Genomic DNA, 17428 nt, shown 5'->3' on the forward strand with positions numbered 1-17428 from the left:
CATGTCTCGCCGCTCGACCGCTTTTTTCAAGACGCTGACTGCGCTCACCGTGCTGGTGCTGCTTGCCGGTTGCTCGTCGCTGTCGCCGTACTCGAAAGTGACCAAGATCAATCTGAAACTGACCGGCAGCGATCAGCTCAACCCGGACCTCAACGGGCGGCCGTCGCCGATCGTCGTGCGTCTGTTCGAACTCAAGCACCCGGTGACCTTCGAGAACGCTGATTTCTTCAGCCTCTACGAACGCGCCAAGGAATCCCTCAACCCGGATCTGGTGGCCAGCGAAGAACTCGAACTGCGCCCGGGTGAAACCGTGGAACTGAAACTCAGCGTGGAGGAGGGCAGCCGTTACGTGGGCATCCTTGCTGCCTATCGCGACCTGCCGGATACGCAGTGGCGCCACACCGTGCAGATCACTCCGCTGGAACTCACCGAGGCTGATCTGACACTCGATCAGGCCGGTATCCGCAATACCCAACAAGTGCTCGCCAAGGCGGATGACTGATCATGAACACCCACAAAGTCATTTGGCAGGAAGGCATGTTGCTGCGGCCGCAGCACTTCCAGCACAACGATCGTTACTACGATCACCAGATGAAAACCCGCACGCAATTGCTCGGTGGCTACACCTGGGGTTTTCTCAATCTGGAAATCGACTTGCAGTTCCTCAACATGGGCAAACTGGTGATCAGTGAAGCCTCGGGGATTCTGCCGGACGGCAGCCTGTTCGAGCTCGGTGGCAACACCGAGCCGCTGGCGCTGGACGTGCCGCCGAACACCGGCAACACGCCGATCTATCTGGCGCTGCCGCTGGTCACCGGCAACCACATCGAGGCCCGGCGCCCGGAGCAATCCGACGTGCTTGCGCGCTACACCGCGTATGACGCCGAAGTCGCCGACTCCAACGCCGGCGATGATTCCGCCAGCCAGGTCAGCTGCGGTCGTCCGGACTTCAAACTGTTGCTCGGCGAGCAGCAGAGCGATCAGGCCTACGTGAAGCTGAAAATCTGCGACGTGCTCGACACCACGCCCGACGGCGTCATCAGCCTCGACCCGGATTTCGTCCCGACCTACATTCAGGCCCACGCCTCCAGCTACCTGCTGTCGTGCCTGAAAGAAGTCATCAGCATGCTCAGCCACCGTGGCGACACCATCGCCGAGCGGATTCGCTCCAACGGCAAGGTCGGCGGCGCTGAAGTCGGCGACTTCATGATGCTGCAACTGATCAACCGTACCGAACTGCTGCTGCGCCATTACCTCGGTCTGGAACAAGTGCACCCGGAAGAGTTGTACCGCACGCTGCTGACCATGCTCGGCGATCTGGCGACCTTCTCCGGCGAGAGCAAACGCCCGCGTCTGGACAGCCGCTATTCCCACGCCGATCAGGGCGCAAGCTTCCGCAAACTGATGGAAGCGATCCGTCAGGTGCTGTCGATGGTGCTCGAACAGCACGCCATCGAGTTGATCCTGCAGGCGCGTCAGTACGGCATCATCGTCTCGCCGTTGCACGATCACAAACTGCTCGGCTCGGCTTCGTTCGTGCTGGCAGCCAGTGCCAACTGCGACTCCGAAGAACTGCGTCAGCGTTTGCCGCAGCACCTCAAGGTCGGCCCGGTGGAGCGCATCCGCCAACTGGTCAACCTGCACTTGCCGGGGATCAAGGTCAAACCGTTGCCGGTGGCACCACGGCAGATCGCGTTCCACTCGAACAAAACCTATTTCATTCTCGAACTCAGTTCCGAAGACCTGGCACAACTCGAACGCTCCGGCGGTTTCGCGTTCCACGTGTCCGGCGAATTCGCCGAGCTTGAACTGAAATTCTGGGCCATCAGGAACTGACCGACATGATCAAGGAAACGGATTACAACCAGGACGACAAAACCGTCCTGCTCGATCGTCAAGGCCACGGACCGGCATCGAGTCCGCTGACCGACTTCGCCGCGCCGCCGCGTTTCGAGCAACTGGAAGAACGCATGATCTACGCCGCGCGCCTGCGTCCGGCGGAGGCGTTCAACATCAGCCTCAACTCGCTGGTCGCGGCCTCGTCCGATCTGCTCTCGGAAGTGGTGCGTCTCAAGCACAGCGAAACCCGCGAAGACCTGTATGCGCTGAATGAGCGGCTGACTGCCGGGCTGAAATTGTTTGAAGTACGCGCCCTGCACAACGGCGCCGAAAGCAGCCAGGTGATGGCCGCGCGTTACGTGCTCTGCACCGTGGTCGACGAAGCCGTCGTGACCACGCCGTGGGGCAACGAAAGCGAGTGGTCGCAGATGAGCCTGCTAAGCAGCTTCCACAACGAAACCTTCGGCGGCGAGAAGTTTTTCCAGCTGCTCGATCGGCTGTCGAAAAACCCGGTCAAGCACCTGCCGATGCTCGAACTGATGTACCTGTGCCTGTCCCTCGGTTTCGAGGGCAAGTACCGCGTACAGGCACGCGGCATGCTTGAGCTTGAAGGCATCCGCGACGCCTTGTACCGGCAGATCCGTCAGTTGCGTGGCGACGTGCCGCGCGAGTTGTCGCCGCACTGGGAAGGCCTCAACGACCAGCGCCGCAACCTGGTGCGTATCGTGCCTGCGTGGATGGTGGTGCTCTTTACTCTGGTCTGCCTGGTGGTGATGTATTCGGGCTTCGCCTGGGTCCTGAGCGAACAACGCGACACCGTTCTGCATCCTTATCAGCCGCTTGATCCAGCCGCGGTACAACCGCAGGCGCAGCCGTAAAACAGGGACGTGTGATGAAAAAGTTTTTCAAGAAAGTCGGCGCCTTCCTGCGCCAGACCTGGGTCTGGACTCTGCTGCTGGTGCTGTTCGTGGCGCTGCTGGTGTGGTTCGTCGGCCCGTTGTTGGCGGTCGATGATTACAAGTTCTGGGAAAGCGCGACCTCGCGCCTGCTGACCATCAGCGTGCTGTTCCTGATCTGGGGCCTGACCATGGTCTTCGTCAGCTGGCGCGCGGGTATCCGCAAGAAAGCCGAGGAGGAAAGCGAGGACGGTCAGGACCGTATTCGCCGCGAAGAGCTGATCGACGAAGAACAGAAAGAGTTGAAAGCGCGGTTCAAGGACGCGCTGAAAACCCTGAAGACGTCGAGCCTGTATCGCGGTCGCAGCGAACGCTGGCGCAGTGACTTGCCGTGGTACCTGCTGATCGGTCCGCAGGCCTCGGGCAAAACCAGCCTGCTGGACTTTTCCGGTCTGGAATTTCCGATCAACAAGATCGACCGCAAGCTGACCCGCGACACCCTCGGCACCCGTCATTGCGACTGGTATTTCGCCGATCACGGTGTCCTGATCGACACCGCCGGGCGCTACACCACTCAACCGGACGCGGAAGTCGACGGCAACGCCTGGACCACCCTGCTGGAGCTGCTGCGCAAGCGTCGTCGCGGCCGTCCGTTGAACGGCGTGCTGGTGACCATTCCGGTGGAAACCCTCACCGGCGGCAGCGAGCAGGACATCGAGACTCTCGCACGCCAGGTGCGCAGCCGTCTGCAGGACGTGCATCAGAAACTGCACGTCGATGTGCCGGTGTATCTGGTCCTGAGCAAGGCTGACAAGCTGCTCGGCTTCGACGAGTTCTTCGATCAACTGACTCGCGAAGAAAGCGATCAGGTGCTCGGCACCAGTTTCCGCAAGGATCAGGTCGGCACCGACGTCACGGTCCTGCGCAACGAGTTCGAAGAGCTGCTGCGCCGCCTGAACAGCCAAGTGATCATGCGCATGCACTCCGAGCGCGACACTCAGCGCCGTGGGCGCATCCTCGACTTCCCGCATCAGTTGGGGCAGATCGGCGAGCGTCTGTGCCTGTTCGTCGACATGGCGTTCACCGGCAACCGTTATCAGCGCGCCACGCAACTGCGCGGCTTCTACCTGACCAGCGCACCGCACCTGACCCAGGAAATGGATTCGACCACCGCCGGCATCGGCGCCAGCCTGGGCATGAACGCCGGCGTGCTGCCGACTCTGCGCAGCGGTCGTTCGCGATTCATCCACCACTTGCTCAGCCAAGTGATTTTCCCCGAGGCCGATCTGGCCGGTCTGGACAAGCGCGAGCGCAGCCGCATTCATTGGGGCCAGCGTGCGCTGTACGTCGGCGCTCTGGCGGCGCTGGCACTGTTCGGCATGCTCTGGGCCGGTGGTTTCTCGGCCAACTATGAGCGTCTGGAAAATCTGCGCACGCTGGCGCAGAACTGGACCCAGCAACGCTCGGCCGTCACGCCGCGTGATGACGCCATGGGCGTGCTGAAAGTCCTCGACACCAGCTACGCCGCGACTCAGGTGTTCCCGAGCAAGGGCGACGTCTCGTACCACGAGCGTGGCGGCCTGTATCAGGGCGAAGAGATCAACCCGGTGGTGAAAACCGCCTACGAGCGTGAGCTGGAAGCGCAGTTGCTGCCACGGGTCGCGACCATGCTTGAGGGGCAGATCCGCGCCAACATGAAGGACCGCGATCGCCTGCTCAACAGCCTGCGTGCGTACCTGATGCTGAACATGAAGGATCGTCGCGACGCGGCGTGGCTCAAGGACTGGGTCGCCACTGACTGGTCGCAGCGCTACACCGGCAACACCGCGGTGCAGAACGGTTTGAACACGCACCTCGAGCGCTTGCTCAAGCAGCCGTTCATTTATCCGCTGAACGATCAACTGGTGACGCAGGCGCGTCAGGTCCTGCGCAGCGAATCGTTGGCCAACGTGGTTTACCGCATGCTCCGCGAGCAGGCGCGCAACCTGCCGGACTACCGCTTCAGCCAGCACCTCGGCCCGCAAGGTTCGTTGTTCATCGGCACGGAATACGTGATCCCGGGTTTCTACACCCAGCAGGGTTATCAGCAGTATTTCTCGGTGCAGGGCGCCGCGCTGGTCACCGATATCCTGCGTGACAACTGGGTGCTGGGCGAAGGCGCGGGCATCAGCGACATGGATTTGCGTCGCCTGATGGTCGAACTCGAGCAGCTGTACTTCCGCGACTACGCCAACTACTGGAGCGAAGCCGTTGGCCAGGTCGCACTGCCACCAATCAGCGACGCTGGCGAAGGCGCCGAGCAACTGGCGGGCCTGACTTCGGCCAACTCGCCGGTCCTCGCATTGCTCACCGAGGTGCGTGAAAACACCCGCTTCGAAGCCGCGGCTGATCCGGTCGATGAAGCCGGCGAAGCTGCCGATGCGCTGGCCGGGCAGAAAGGCAAACTGGGCAAGGTCGGCAAACTCGCCGCGGCTGCCGCCGACAAGGCTTCGGCGCTGAACGTGGCGAAGAATCTGCCGGACACCGCGAAGAAATCCCTGCAACGCCGCTTCGAACCGCTGCATCGTCTGCTCGATGACAATAACGGCCCGGGCGCTGACCTGACGCCAGCGTTCAGCGCGCTCAACGACCTGCAACTGCAACTGGCCGGCCTGGCCCGTTCCAGCACGCCGGAGCAAGCCGCGTTCGAGATGGCCAAGACGCGCATGAGCGGCCAGCGTGATGCGCTGACCAACCTGCGCAATGCCTCCGGTCGTCTGCCGCGTCCGCTGAGCGTGTGGTTCAACGTGCTGGCCGAAGACTCGTGGCGTCTGGTGCTCAACGATGCCTATCAATACCTGAACGGCCGTTATCAGAACGAGCTGTACAGCGTGTACGGCAAAACCATCAGCAAGCGCTATCCGTTCAGCGCCAGCAGCACCAGCGACGTGGCGATCAGCGACTTCCGTGAGTTCTTCCGTGCGCAAGGTACCGTCGACCGCTTCTTCGACAGCTACATGCGTCCGTTCGTCAGCGGCGATCCGGGCAACTACCGCATGCGCAGTGTCGACGGTCACAGCCTGCCGGTATCGAAGGTCTACCTCGATCAGATGGCGGCGGCGCAGACCATTCGCCAGAGCTTCTTCTCGATCAACCCGGCCGAGCCGACCGTGCAGTTCAAGCTCGAGCCGTACACCCTCGATCCGGCGGTCAGCCGTTCCGAATTCAAGTTCGGCGACAAGACCATGGAATACCGTCACGGCCCGATCCTGCCAATGACCTTCAAGTGGCCGACCGATGCTGAAGACGGTCGCACCAGTCTGGTCATGGACAAAATGGCCGGGCGTCCGATCGGGATCGAGAAAAACTCCGGCCCATGGTCGCTGTTCCGTTTGTTCGACCTGATGCAGACCGAGTACCTGAACGGTCGCGACGTGCTGGTACTGAAAGCCGACGTGGGCGGCCTGCGCGCCAACTACCTGCTGACCAGCCAGCGCACGCCGAACCCGTTCGACATGGGCGTGCTGCGCACCTTCCGTATGCCGGTGCAGCTCTGATGCTGGTGGCCAGTCCCTGGCGCAGCGCGGCGCGTACCGACCCGGGCAAGGTGCGGGCGCGCAACGAAGATGCCTTCCTCGACTCGCCGCAGCACGGGCTGTGGGTGGTCGCGGACGGCATGGGCGGTCATCAGGGTGGCGACATCGCCAGCCAGTTGATCGTCGCCAGCCTGGCTGAGTTGCCGCAACACGAGGACTTCGACGAACGCCTCAAAGCCATCCGCCAGTGCCTGCACTGGCTGAACCGGCGCTTGGGGCAGGAGTTGACGGTCACTGCCGGGCGTCACGACAGCATCATGGGCAGCACCGTCGTCGCGCTGCTGGTGGAAGGCAATCGCGCGGCCTGCATCTGGGCCGGCGACAGTCGTTGCTACATGTGGCGCGGGCAGCGGCTGTATCAACTGTCCAAGGACCATTCGCTGCAACAGCAACTGATCGACGAGCAGCAAATGAGCGTCGAACAGGCGGCAGCGCACCCGGCGGCTCAGGCACTCACCCGAGCCGTCGGCGCCGCCGACACACTGACCCTGGATGTGCTTGAACTCGAGGTCTATCCGGGCGATGTGTTTTTGCTCTGCAGCGATGGTTTGTATCAGGGCCTGAGCAGCGATGCCCTCGGCAACGCCCTCAGCCTCAGCGCGCCGCATGTCGCGCTGGAACGTTTGTTCGACGGCGCTCTGCGGGGCGCCGCGCGCGACAACCTGACTGCCGTGGTGATCCGCCAATGAGTGAACTCGAATCGCCCATCGATGACCTGCTGATCAGCGAAGAACAGGCCAGCAACCTGACCTACTTCGCCTTCGCCAAGGGCAACAAGGCCGAACCGTTGCGGGCGCCGACCAAGGCCAGCATCGGTGCGCTGCCGGATGTACTCGCCGGTCGCTACCACCTTGAGCGTCTGCTCGGGGCCGGTGGCATGGGCGCCGTTTACCGGGCGCGGGATCTGCTGCATGAGCAGTTCGGCGATCCCGACCCTTACATCGCGCTGAAAATCCTCAGCGAAGAATTTGCCGAATCGCCGGACGCCAGTGCCTTGCTCTACAGCGAGTTCGCTCTGACCCGGCGTCTGCGCCACGACAATGTCGTGCGTGCGCACACCTTTGAAGTCGACACCGACTGCCAGCGGGCCTTCATCACCATGGAATACATGCGTGGCCTGACCCTGGACAAATTGCTCTGCGAGCGGCCCCTCGGCCTGCCGTGGCAAGAACTGCGCGACATCGTCCTGCCGCTGCTCGACACGTTGGCCTACGCCCACCGTCGCGGCGTGCTGCACGGTGATCTGAAACCGAGCAACGTCATGCTCAGCGAAGACGGCCTGCGCCTGTTCGACTTCGGTCTGGGGCAGGCAGAGGAGGGCACCTTGCCCGGTCTGCCGCACCTTAGCCGCGAGCGTTTCAACGCCTGGACGCCGGGCTACGCCGCCCCCGAACTGCTTGAGGGCCAACCGTTGTCGGCCAGCGCGGACGTGTACGGCGTGGCCTGCGTGATCTATGAACTGGCGGGCGGCAAACACCCGTTCCGCCGCTTACCCTCGACCCAGGCCCGCGACGAGCACCTGGAGCGCGAGCTGCGCGCCCCAGCGAATCTACCCCAGCACGGCTGGCAAGCGCTGCGAACCGCGCTGAGCTTCAACCCGGCAGAACGCACCATCACTGCCCAACAATTGCGTGACGCCTTGGGCGCCACTTCGTCCTGGCTGCAACGTCTGCGACTTCGGGCGTAACGGATGACATTCGAACAGGGAGCACACGATGTTCAACTCAGCTAACGAAACCCACTTCAGCCTCAAGGTCGAAGACTACGTCGGCGACCTGCAAGTGCTGTCGTTCACCGGCACCGAAGGCATCAGCCAGGCGTATCGCTTCGACCTCGAGCTGGTCAGCGAAAACCCCGATCTGGATCTCGAACAACTGCTGCACAAGCAGGCGTTTCTGGCATTCGATCCACAGGGCTCGGGCATTCACGGGCAGATCTACCGCGTCGCCCAGGGCGATGCCGGCAAGCGCCTGACCCGCTACAAAGTCTCGATCGTGCCGCAACTGCAATACCTGCATCACCGCACCAACCAGCGCATCTACCAGCAGATGTCGGCGCCGAAAATCATCGCGCTGATCCTCGAAGAACACGGCATCAAGAGCAACGCCTACAGCTTCCAGCTCAGCCAGCCGTGCCCGGATCGCGACTACTGCGTGCAGTACGACGAAACCGACCTGCATTTCGTCCAGCGCCTGTGCGAAGAGGAAGGCATTCACTACCACTTCCAGCACAGCGAAAAGGCCCACCTGCTGGTGTTCGGCGACGACCAGACCGTGTTCCAGAACTTGGGGCAGCCAACTGCTTATGTGCAGGGCAGCGGTATGGTCGCCGACGAGCCGGTGATCAAAGCTTTCAAACTGCGCCTGGAAACCCGCACCACGCGCACCACGCGCCGCGACTACGATTTCGAAAAACCGCGCCTGCGAATGGAAGCCGCGTACAAACCGGACGGCAACAGCACTGAACCGGATCTCGAAGACTACGACTACCCCGGCCGCTTCATCGACCGCGCGCGCGGCAAGTTCCTCAGCCAGCGCGCCCTCGAACGCCATCGCGCCGACTACCGCCAGGCCGAAGGTCGCGGCGACCAGACCAAACTGGTCAGCGGCCACTTCATGGAAATGTCCGACCACCCGCGCAGCGAGTGGAACGACCTGTGGCTGCTCACCGAAATCTTCCACGAGGGCAAGCAGCCGCAAGTCCTCGAAGAAGGCGTGACCAGCGACACCACCGACAACAAGGACGACTTCCACCAGGGCTACCGCAACACCTTCCTCGCCACCCCCTGGGACGTGTTCTACCGCCCGGCCCTCGAACACCCGAAACCGCGCGTACTCGGCAGCCAGACCGCCATGGTCACCGGCCCCAAAGGCGAAGAAATCCACTGCGACCAGTACGGCCGCATCAAAGTGCAATTCCACTGGGACCGTGAAGGCCTCGCCGATGACAAAACCAGCTGCTGGCTACGCGTCTCCAGCTCCTGGGCCGGCGACCGCTACGGCGCCATCAGCATCCCGCGCATCGGCATGGAAGTCCTCGTCACCTTCCTCGAAGGCGACCCCGACCAACCGCTGGTGACCGGCTGCCTGTACCACAAGGAAAATCCGGTGCCGTACGCATTGCCGGCGAACAAGACTCGCAGCGTGTTCAAAACGCTTAGCTCACCGGGTGGCGGTGGGTACAACGAACTGCGCATCGAAGACAAGAAAGGTGCGGAGCAGATCTACATTCATGCCCAGCGGGATTGGGATGAAAACGTTGAGCATGACCAGAAGATTCGGGTCGGTAATGAACGTCACGACACAGTGGTGAAGAACACCTACACCGAGCTGAAAGCCGAGGAACACCGCACGACGATTTCCGACCGCAAGATTGAAGCGAAGCTGGATGATCACCTGACGGTTGGGCAGAACCAGCATGTGAAGCTGGGGACTGCGCAGCTGACCAGTGTCGGGAAAGAGATACACCTCAAGGCTGGGGACAAGATCGTTATTGAGGCGGGGACGGAGCTGACCATTCTTGGGGGTGGGAGCTTTATTAAGCTCGATGGCGGTGGAGTTACGGTGGTTGGGCCGGTGATCAAGATCAATGCGGGTGGCTCGGCTGGCTCCGGCACGGGGATCGGGATTAAACCGCCAGTGCTGCCGGGGGCGGCGGATAAGGATAAGGCGGGGAGTTTGATGGATCAGGCGTTGGGGAATGCGGTGCCTCAGAAAGCTGACCGTCGACCAATGCGAATGATCAGGTTCTCTGGTTGACCGTCAACGGATCAAAAAGGATTAGGTAAAAGTACAAATGACAGAGCCAGTGAAAGTTAAAAAGTGGTCTTACCCAATAAAGATTGGTGGTGCGGGTGGCACAGATCCACAGCAGTATTACGCGGCATTAGCGAAGGCGCAGGATGGTTATTACCCACTTGGCAGCAATGGCTTGTGGCATGGCGGCGTGCATTTTGATGAGGCTTCCGGATTAGTCTCGGCACAGAGCGAGGTTCGTTGCATCGCTGATGGGCAAGTAGTTGCCTATCGGATCGATGACACTTATCCAGCCACGGTATATACCGACCGTACCGCTTTTGCTTCGACAGGGTTTGTGCTGATTAAGCATGCCTTGGAGGTGCCGTCCCCTCCAGCACCACCTGCTGGAGCAGGTGGACCTCCGCCACCTGCTCCAGCTGCGGGACCGATATTGACGTTTTATAGCCTGTATATGCATCTGTTGGACATGGATGGCTACAGGACGAAAACGCCTATGTTGGAGCGCCCGTCATATTGGGTTAATGGAGGCTACCAAGTAAAAGCGGATGTGAAGGATCCCGTTGAGGGCCTGAATGCGCGCGCAGGGCTTCCCGGATCCGCGGATTACAGCAATATTCTGACGACTTTGCCCCGTGGAACCACGGTGACCACTGGAGAGGCGAGCGCAGATGGGAAATGGCTAAAAGTTGTGAGTGTGACGCCTGAAGCTGATCAGTCCGCGGCTATAGGCGGATGGGTATTCAAAGCCCAAATGAACAGTAAAGGCGGAAATCAGTACTTGATTGGCGAGCTGGCGAAAAACATTCCTGCTAATCAAGCCAAGGGGTTGAGGGTGCGTAGGAGCGGTTCGACCACCGGAGAGGTTATGTCGATACTGCCTGCTGGCACTCAGATTGAGATTAGCCAAGAGGGTGCAGTTGGTAACTACCGAAAGTTAGTAAAAGTTGTGAGTGGAAATCCAATTCCTGCACTTGCTACTGATGAAGCTGGCAATGTTGGAGGTTATGTATGGTTTCCCTCCCTTGAAACTAAGACTGAACCAAAGGATATGGGGAAGGTCGTTTTGCTCGATGAACCAGTGACCATTAAGGCTGGTGCGTTGGTTGGATTTGCAGGTCATTATCAAGAGCACGATGAAGGAGCACCTCGCAACCTAGTGCATGTGGAAGTATTCACGTGCGATGACATTGAGAAATTTGTTTCTCTTAGCCAAGGTGCAGCTGCTGCTTTACCAGACGATCAAAAAAATCTGTTAAAGATTCACAAAGATACGAAGCTAATTACTCATCGCCCAGATATAAGTGCGACCAATCCACCACAAGCCAACGACGCCGGTGTGGTGATTGGATATGATCTGGTTGTTCCCTCAAGTGTTTTAGAGGCCCTGCCGGATTCAAAAAAAATCAAACAATCTACCACTACCCCCAGCACAGGCAACGCTCCCGCAACTACAAGTACGACTAGATGGTGGCACCTCGAAGGGATACTGGGTGACGGCCAAGGAAATCCTATCAGCGGATGGGTGTGCGAAAAGGATTTGATGACCACTCGCCATAAACCGTGGGAATGGGTCGGGTTTAAATTTATTGAAGAGACCGGCAGTAATGCCGATCACTTTTCTTCGTTTCTTCACGATCGCGATATGCTTACCGAGGAAGAAAAAGCTACCTTCGTTCCTCTAGCTAGTAAATCTACTAAAGGCCCGGTAAAGGAAGGGTTGTACGACATTATTGATTCTGATAAAAACGACAAGCTGACATCTACTGAAATCCAAGCAGCACTTGCTAAGCCTTGGTTTGCACAATCTATATCCCAGCTTATCACTAAGTGTGAAAGTGAGTGGTTCTATGATGCGGCGAAATGGGATGCCCTAGATGAACTAATGGGGCATTCAGCGGATCGTCCGAACTTAGATTGGGTTGCGCAAAAGCAGCGAATCAATTCGTTGTCTTGGTGGAAAGAAGTTGCTGCAAAGGTAAGCCTTAATTCAGATGGAAAAATTTGGCACGTACACGTTGTTGCTCTGATAGCTAATTTTGATCGAAAAAAACAATGTGCTTGCAATGCTGTTGTGAAAGTTACCAGATACCATGGTCGTTATGGTCCAGCAGCTTGGGGGAATGGAAAATTGGGGGACGCTCCTCAATGGAGCGCTGTAGAGGCCGCTAGTAACGTATCAGCTTTTGAGAAAAAAGTTATTTCCGTCATGTGTGAAAATGAGGGGAAGGTGAATACTGTTCAAGCGTATGATAGTGAAATAATATCTGCAGGCGCAATGCAAAAAACTGTCAATATCGATGGCGAGGGCGAGCTTCCGATTCAAATCAAAAATTTCAAAAAACTCTATCCTGAAGAGTATGTAGAATTATTTGAAAATCAAGGCTGGCACTTGGACCTGAGTTCAGATAAACCTAGGCTATACTATCAAGATGCTGAGTTTTCAAACGGTGAAAAATTTGAGCGGGAGGCGTTGAAGAATAAATTAAGGGAAGGCTGCGGTGAGTTTAATTTTGGACATGTAATTCAGTGTAAGCCAGTAGCTGTTTTGTCTTGTGCAGTAGGATCGCCTGAATATGTAGAGCTTCAAATCTCAGAATTTGTTGAGCGCTTGAGAGATGTTCGTGTCAAGTCGATAAGTACGTATAGCTTTAATGTTGGGCAGCTATTTCTGTCAACACTTGGCTTAGCTACGGTTTTAGATGAGCACGTCAATCGTCCTGGTAACGTGGGCGCAAATTTGAAAAGTGCGTTAAATAAGTTTTTTTTACAGAACCCTACTGTAAGTAAAGATTTGGCAACCTGGGGTAGTAATCACGCACTCTATGAGCGAAAAATTACCGATATTTATGGACCTAATCGGGTCGGTATGACGGACCCATCAGATCGATATGAAAAGTTGAAGGCGGCGGTTAATGTTCAATAATTTCTTGTTCGCGGTTTTGGCGTTGTTCGCTATTGAGCCTAGTTATGCTGAGAATTCAAGTTTAGGATTGCTTGGCATAAACAATAGCAAGTTAAGCTTTACGGGGTATAACGAAAAATTTGGAGGGTGGAGTGAGGTTGAGTTTAAAAACTCTAAAGCTGAATTCAAGATTTACGCGATTCCTACTAAGGCTGATAATTTAGAAGAAGGAGTTGTGGCCAGTTCTGATGTGAGCATGATGTCTCCTCAGAAAAAATATTTGATCGTTCAAAGAACCAATGCTGGGGAAGTTATTGATGGGGATGGTAATAAAAAAATTTCCTCTCAAGCGTACTGCGACGTGATATCGCTAGAAACAGGTTGTGTTAAAAATATTGGTTCAGTGCAGCAGTGTGATGGTGCTTGGCAGGATGAACGGTGGAAGGACTCTACAGGAGATGTTTTTGATGCTGCTACGGGAGGGGTTCCACCAAGTCGATTGATTTCTAACGTGGCTGGAGTTACTGGAAGCGAATCTCGTGCTAGTGCATTAAAAGATTATGTTTTTATGGGGGTTCCTTCATATATGGCATGTTACCCACCGGAAAAAAGTATTCCAGCATATAACGATGTTGCGTTCTACTTTGCGCAGGGTGGTGAGCACCTATTAGCAATGCAAATTTATGAGCGTCTACTTCCTCTTGCAGCGAATAGGGTACCGTTGAAGCTTAATGTGGCAGATTCGCTCTGGGCGCTTGGTAAACACGAAGAAGCAATGGGCTATTACGTTGATTATCGTTCGGCGATGGCAAAGAAAGGCCTGCTGGGGAAAATGCCCGCGCGAGTTGCAGAACGATTGAAGTAGGTGGGATGATATGAGGCATTAGTGATCGTTTTACTTATGAAAAGAGCCAGTCTTTTATAGACTGGCTGCATAGGCGAAATGGGTAGGTAATAGGTTAGTAATTGTTCGAAAAAATGGCTGTTCATGAGTGGGCTTACAAATTACTTCATTCTCTGCGCCTAATGATCAGTGAAATTAGGAAAGGCCACGTTTTAGTAATGACCAAAAAACGTTGCCTGACTACGGCGTTCCTTATTTTCCATTTTTTGCTAGTTTATTTATTTTGAGATATACACAAATGATCCGACTCTTGCTGCTTTTGCTATTTATATATATGCGGAGGGGACTGAGGAAAAGGGGACGGATTTATTTGTTGCGTTCGATCGCTTTGAATTTGGTTGAGAACTTAAATAGATCTGGCCCGTTTGTCGGTTCTGACTCTATCTTCTGTCGCAGGCCCCTTCAGAATTGAACGGATCAATGAGTTTTTACGGACGCCAAGGAATGCAGATTTTCAGATTCAGCCTCATTTTTTTACTTTCAATACTGTCGCCTGTGGTCATGGCTGAGGGCACGATGATTGCCACCATCCTTCAGGCCGACTTTTCCAAGGACCCGGAAGTCCGGTTGCTTGTCAGAGTCGTTGATGTGGGTGGCGGTTCGGATACCCCTTCAATGGCGGTGCGAAATCAATGCCTGGAGAGGAAGGCGTCCGCAGAGCGTCCTGGGCCGGATCCGTGCTTTTCGATAGAGATCACGGAGAGCAAAAAGCAACGGGCCATTGTTCGGCAAACGCTATTGAATGATCCTCAGCGCACAACCGACCCTATCTATTTGGAAATTGTTTATCGCTCGGAGGTCAGCGAGAGCGATCCGACGAATCACCATCAGCGATCCGCCACACTGAAGATCGAAGAAAACGGCCTCTACAATTGGAACAATGAGAGCGAACAGGCATTGGCCGACGTTGAGTGGTTTCCCTCGGGAAATGGTGTTCTTGATCTGATGGTTCCTGACGCGGATGCATTGCTGAATTCTGTATATCGGGATCGTATGAGTCGGCTGGACGAAAGCGGTCAGAAAGCACTGAGGGAAACTCAAAGAGCCTGGATGAAATTTCGAGATGCGGAGTGCCAGGCCGACCCGAAATTGCATAAATCAGTTTTCGGTGAGTGGTCCGATGCCTGCCTAATTCGCGCGACGATAGAGCGTGCTCGCCAATTGGCTTTGGCACCGGACAAGAGCAGACGTTGAAACGGACAAGCCAGAGCATTCGCGCGAAAGCGTCGACTTGGATGAGCATGAACAAACTTTTCTTTCTCTTTTTTGTGCTATTTCCTTTAGGCGCTCAAAGCGCAGTCACCACCGAATCACTTTGCTTCGAACTATCCCAATCGAGCCCGGTAAAGTTCGAACTCCGTACCTACTACGACGAAGCCAGCAAATGGTCCGGTGGCTTCGTCAAGTACGCCAAGTCCAGCGAACCCATTTCAATTGTGCTGACGGATTACGAGGACGAGATGCTCAGTCCCGATGCGCCTTGGCAGAGCACCACAACCTGGTCTGAAGTCATCAACGGCAACGTCACGGGAACCTATCAGTTCGTGTCTCAAGGGACGCACATCGTCTCGATGTCTTACACGAAGAGGTCTAACGGCAAGGTTTTTTCATTTCGGAAATAACACCAGCATCGACTCTTCTCTGGAGTCCGGATGCAAGTGGGAGTAGGGCGAGTACATGCAATTCAAAACTCTTGCGGTATCACTGCTCGGCCTGATGTGGACGATCCCGGCGTTAGCCGAAACCACCACGTTCAGTCCAACCAAAGGCGTCGACGCGACGCTGGTTCTCGAAGGCTCCAAGCTGAGCATCGCGGTTAAAAGCGAAACGCACAGCGAGTCGCGAACAATCGATTTTGAAGCCGAAAACGAACTCCACATGCAGTTCGATGATTTCAACTTCGACGGCGCCAAGGATTTCGCGATCTGGCAGCTCGATGACGGCATGGGCACTTATGACTACTACCGAGTGTTCAATTATCAAGCCATAACCGGCACCTTCGAAGAGTTACAGCCGGACTGCGGCGATGGATTCGTTAACCTGCGCGTCGACAAAAAGCGTAAAGCGTTGCTCAGCACCTACTGGGAAATGAACATGCCCAAGCAATGCATCACCCGATTCACCAAACGCAAAACCTGAATGACTCAAGGAAGAACACAGTGAACCGTTTTGTTTTAACCCTTCTGGGCTTACTGCTGCCGGCTTCAGCTGCCTACGCGCAGGACGACTGCCGCAATGTCACCTCAAGCCTGGAAATGGTGCCCTGCTCGGAGGCGGCGAAGAAGGCTGCCGATACGCAGTTGAATGTCAGCTACAAGCAGTTGATGACGCGGCTTGAGTCTGACTATCGAACAGATCCGGCGTTGGGTGCGGAGTACGCGGCGAAGGTTAAAGAATCGCAACGTGCGTGGTTGAAATTGCGCGATGCGAACTGCCCTTTGGAGGCGTTCGAGATCGAGACGGGGATGCCGGCGCATGTGTTCGCTGTCAACTCGTGCATCGCCAGAATGAGTCGTGAGCGCTCGGCGTATCTGGACAAGATTGTCCCTGCTCTTGCATCCGACAAGAGCGCTTCGACGGCGCCGGCCAGCGGCGCTTGCCCCTCGGAGGAGTTCGCGCCGTTCCTGACGGCGTTTTCCGCCAGCAGCGAATCACAGCGCCGTCTCACTGCAATGACGGTCAAGTCCCTGGTGTTGAAACCGGTGGCGGGAAAGGAACGTAGTACCTTTGAGCCTTCGACCTCGGGAGTTAGTGGAACAACGTTCACCTATCCGCTGATGGCTGCAATCACACCCGGCAAGACACCTGGAGTCGAGATCGAAGAGGTCGACGACAGTCACGTCAACGTTGTGGATAAACGGGCGGGTAACAGCAATGTGAAAATCTTCAACTTCTCTCGTCAGGCGTGCTGGGTGCTTGAGGGGATTGAGGATTGGTCGATCAGTGAGAAGGATCTTGTCGCAACACGTAATCCAGGAATGAGCCGCGCCGAGAACTTCTGTGATCAGCGTGCTGAAGCTTTAGGTGGGCTGGGGTTTCTTGAGCAATACCGGCTGACTGCGGAGCTGATTGAAGCGTCCCTGGAGAATTTTGTGTGTGCTGCTGAGTCGGGTGATGCACAGGCGAGCCTGTCGGCGGCAAGCCTGAGTCTTTCGCAAATGGCATCTCAGTTGGAAACCCCTAAGGTTGAGGTTTTATTCAAAGCGGCTTCGAAAATACCAAAGGGTGCGATGGGCTATGCGACGTTTCTTTGTTCAGGAAACTCCACCGACTATAACGGCCCTTGCCTTCACCCCAAGCAGGCAGAAGAGCAGGTTATGCGGGCGATTACCATGGGCTCCACGGACGCGATGAATTACCTGGCCTCTACCTTTGAGGGTGGGGAGTTAGGAACGAAGGATATATCGCGGGCGTTAGCCTGTTATCAAATGGCGGCTGACAAAGGTGACCAGTTGGGCGTCTTCAACGTGGGGCGATTGGGATCGTCAGCCACGGCGCCGATCAAAGTCAGCCACTGCATTTGAATTTCGAGCGCCTGTTTGAGGCGGTTTTGC

The 17428-nt window shown here is 56.5% G+C and carries 13 protein-coding genes; all 13 read left to right on the top strand.

Features of this window, described 5'->3' with window-relative positions; all coding sequences use genetic code 11:
• Position 1 precedes the first annotated feature (1 nt).
• The 13 genes from tssJ to D8U61_RS00735 all read left to right on the top strand — a co-directional run bounded on the left by tssJ (position 2) and on the right by D8U61_RS00735 (position 17398).
• Positions 2-502, top strand: coding sequence for a type VI secretion system lipoprotein TssJ (gene tssJ, locus D8U61_RS00675; protein ID WP_016772509.1), 501 nt, complete (start codon positions 2-4; stop codon positions 500-502).
• Positions 503-504: 2 nt separating this feature from the next.
• Entirely contained in the window at positions 505-1836 is a 1332-nt protein-coding gene (gene tssK, locus D8U61_RS00680) for a type VI secretion system baseplate subunit TssK (RefSeq protein WP_016772510.1), read from the top strand.
• Between the two features lie 5 nt (positions 1837-1841).
• A complete protein-coding gene (icmH, locus tag D8U61_RS00685) occupies positions 1842-2717 on the top strand; it encodes a type IVB secretion system protein IcmH/DotU (RefSeq protein WP_016772511.1) in 876 nt (291 codons plus the stop codon).
• Positions 2718-2731: 14 nt separating this feature from the next.
• On the top strand, positions 2732-6271 hold the full coding sequence (gene tssM / locus D8U61_RS00690) for a type VI secretion system membrane subunit TssM (RefSeq protein ID WP_016772512.1): 3540 nt from the start codon (positions 2732-2734) through the stop codon (positions 6269-6271).
• The gene (locus tag D8U61_RS00695; RefSeq protein WP_041476618.1) at positions 6271-6999 is read left to right on the top strand and encodes a PP2C family serine/threonine-protein phosphatase; all 729 of its coding nucleotides are present in this window, start codon (positions 6271-6273) and stop codon (positions 6997-6999) included. Before tssM ends, D8U61_RS00695 begins: the two co-directional genes overlap by 1 nt.
• A complete protein-coding gene (locus tag D8U61_RS00700; RefSeq protein WP_130926256.1) occupies positions 6996-7997 on the top strand; it encodes a serine/threonine-protein kinase in 1002 nt (333 codons plus the stop codon). Before D8U61_RS00695 ends, D8U61_RS00700 begins: the two co-directional genes overlap by 4 nt.
• A gap of 28 nt (positions 7998-8025) precedes the next feature.
• Positions 8026-10068: a type VI secretion system tip protein VgrG gene (locus D8U61_RS00705; protein ID WP_130901937.1), complete on the top strand. Its 2043-nt coding sequence runs from the start codon at positions 8026-8028 to the stop codon at positions 10066-10068.
• 49 nt (positions 10069-10117) lie between these two features.
• Entirely contained in the window at positions 10118-12991 is a 2874-nt protein-coding gene (locus tag D8U61_RS00710) for a hypothetical protein (RefSeq protein ID WP_130926257.1), read from the top strand.
• Positions 12981-13835 (top strand): tetratricopeptide repeat protein, encoded by an 855-nt coding sequence (locus D8U61_RS00715; RefSeq protein WP_130926258.1) that lies wholly within the window; start codon positions 12981-12983, stop codon positions 13833-13835. The genes D8U61_RS00710 and D8U61_RS00715 overlap by 11 nt, the downstream gene beginning before the upstream one ends.
• A 459-nt stretch (positions 13836-14294) precedes the next feature.
• Positions 14295-15068: a lysozyme inhibitor LprI family protein gene (locus D8U61_RS00720; RefSeq protein ID WP_241663580.1), complete on the top strand. Its 774-nt coding sequence runs from the start codon at positions 14295-14297 to the stop codon at positions 15066-15068.
• A 47-nt stretch (positions 15069-15115) separates the two neighbouring features.
• On the top strand, positions 15116-15496 hold the full coding sequence (locus D8U61_RS00725) for a hypothetical protein (protein ID WP_241663583.1): 381 nt from the start codon (positions 15116-15118) through the stop codon (positions 15494-15496).
• A 55-nt stretch (positions 15497-15551) separates the two neighbouring features.
• On the top strand, positions 15552-16013 hold the full coding sequence (locus D8U61_RS00730) for a hypothetical protein (protein ID WP_130901940.1): 462 nt from the start codon (positions 15552-15554) through the stop codon (positions 16011-16013).
• Between the two features lie 20 nt (positions 16014-16033).
• Positions 16034-17398: a lysozyme inhibitor LprI family protein gene (locus D8U61_RS00735; RefSeq protein WP_130926259.1), complete on the top strand. Its 1365-nt coding sequence runs from the start codon at positions 16034-16036 to the stop codon at positions 17396-17398.
• Positions 17399-17428 lie beyond the last annotated feature (30 nt).

It is taken from the genome of Pseudomonas sp. Sample_14 (assembly GCF_004307515.1).
Taxonomy (GTDB): domain Bacteria; phylum Pseudomonadota; class Gammaproteobacteria; order Pseudomonadales; family Pseudomonadaceae; genus Aquipseudomonas; species Aquipseudomonas atacamensis.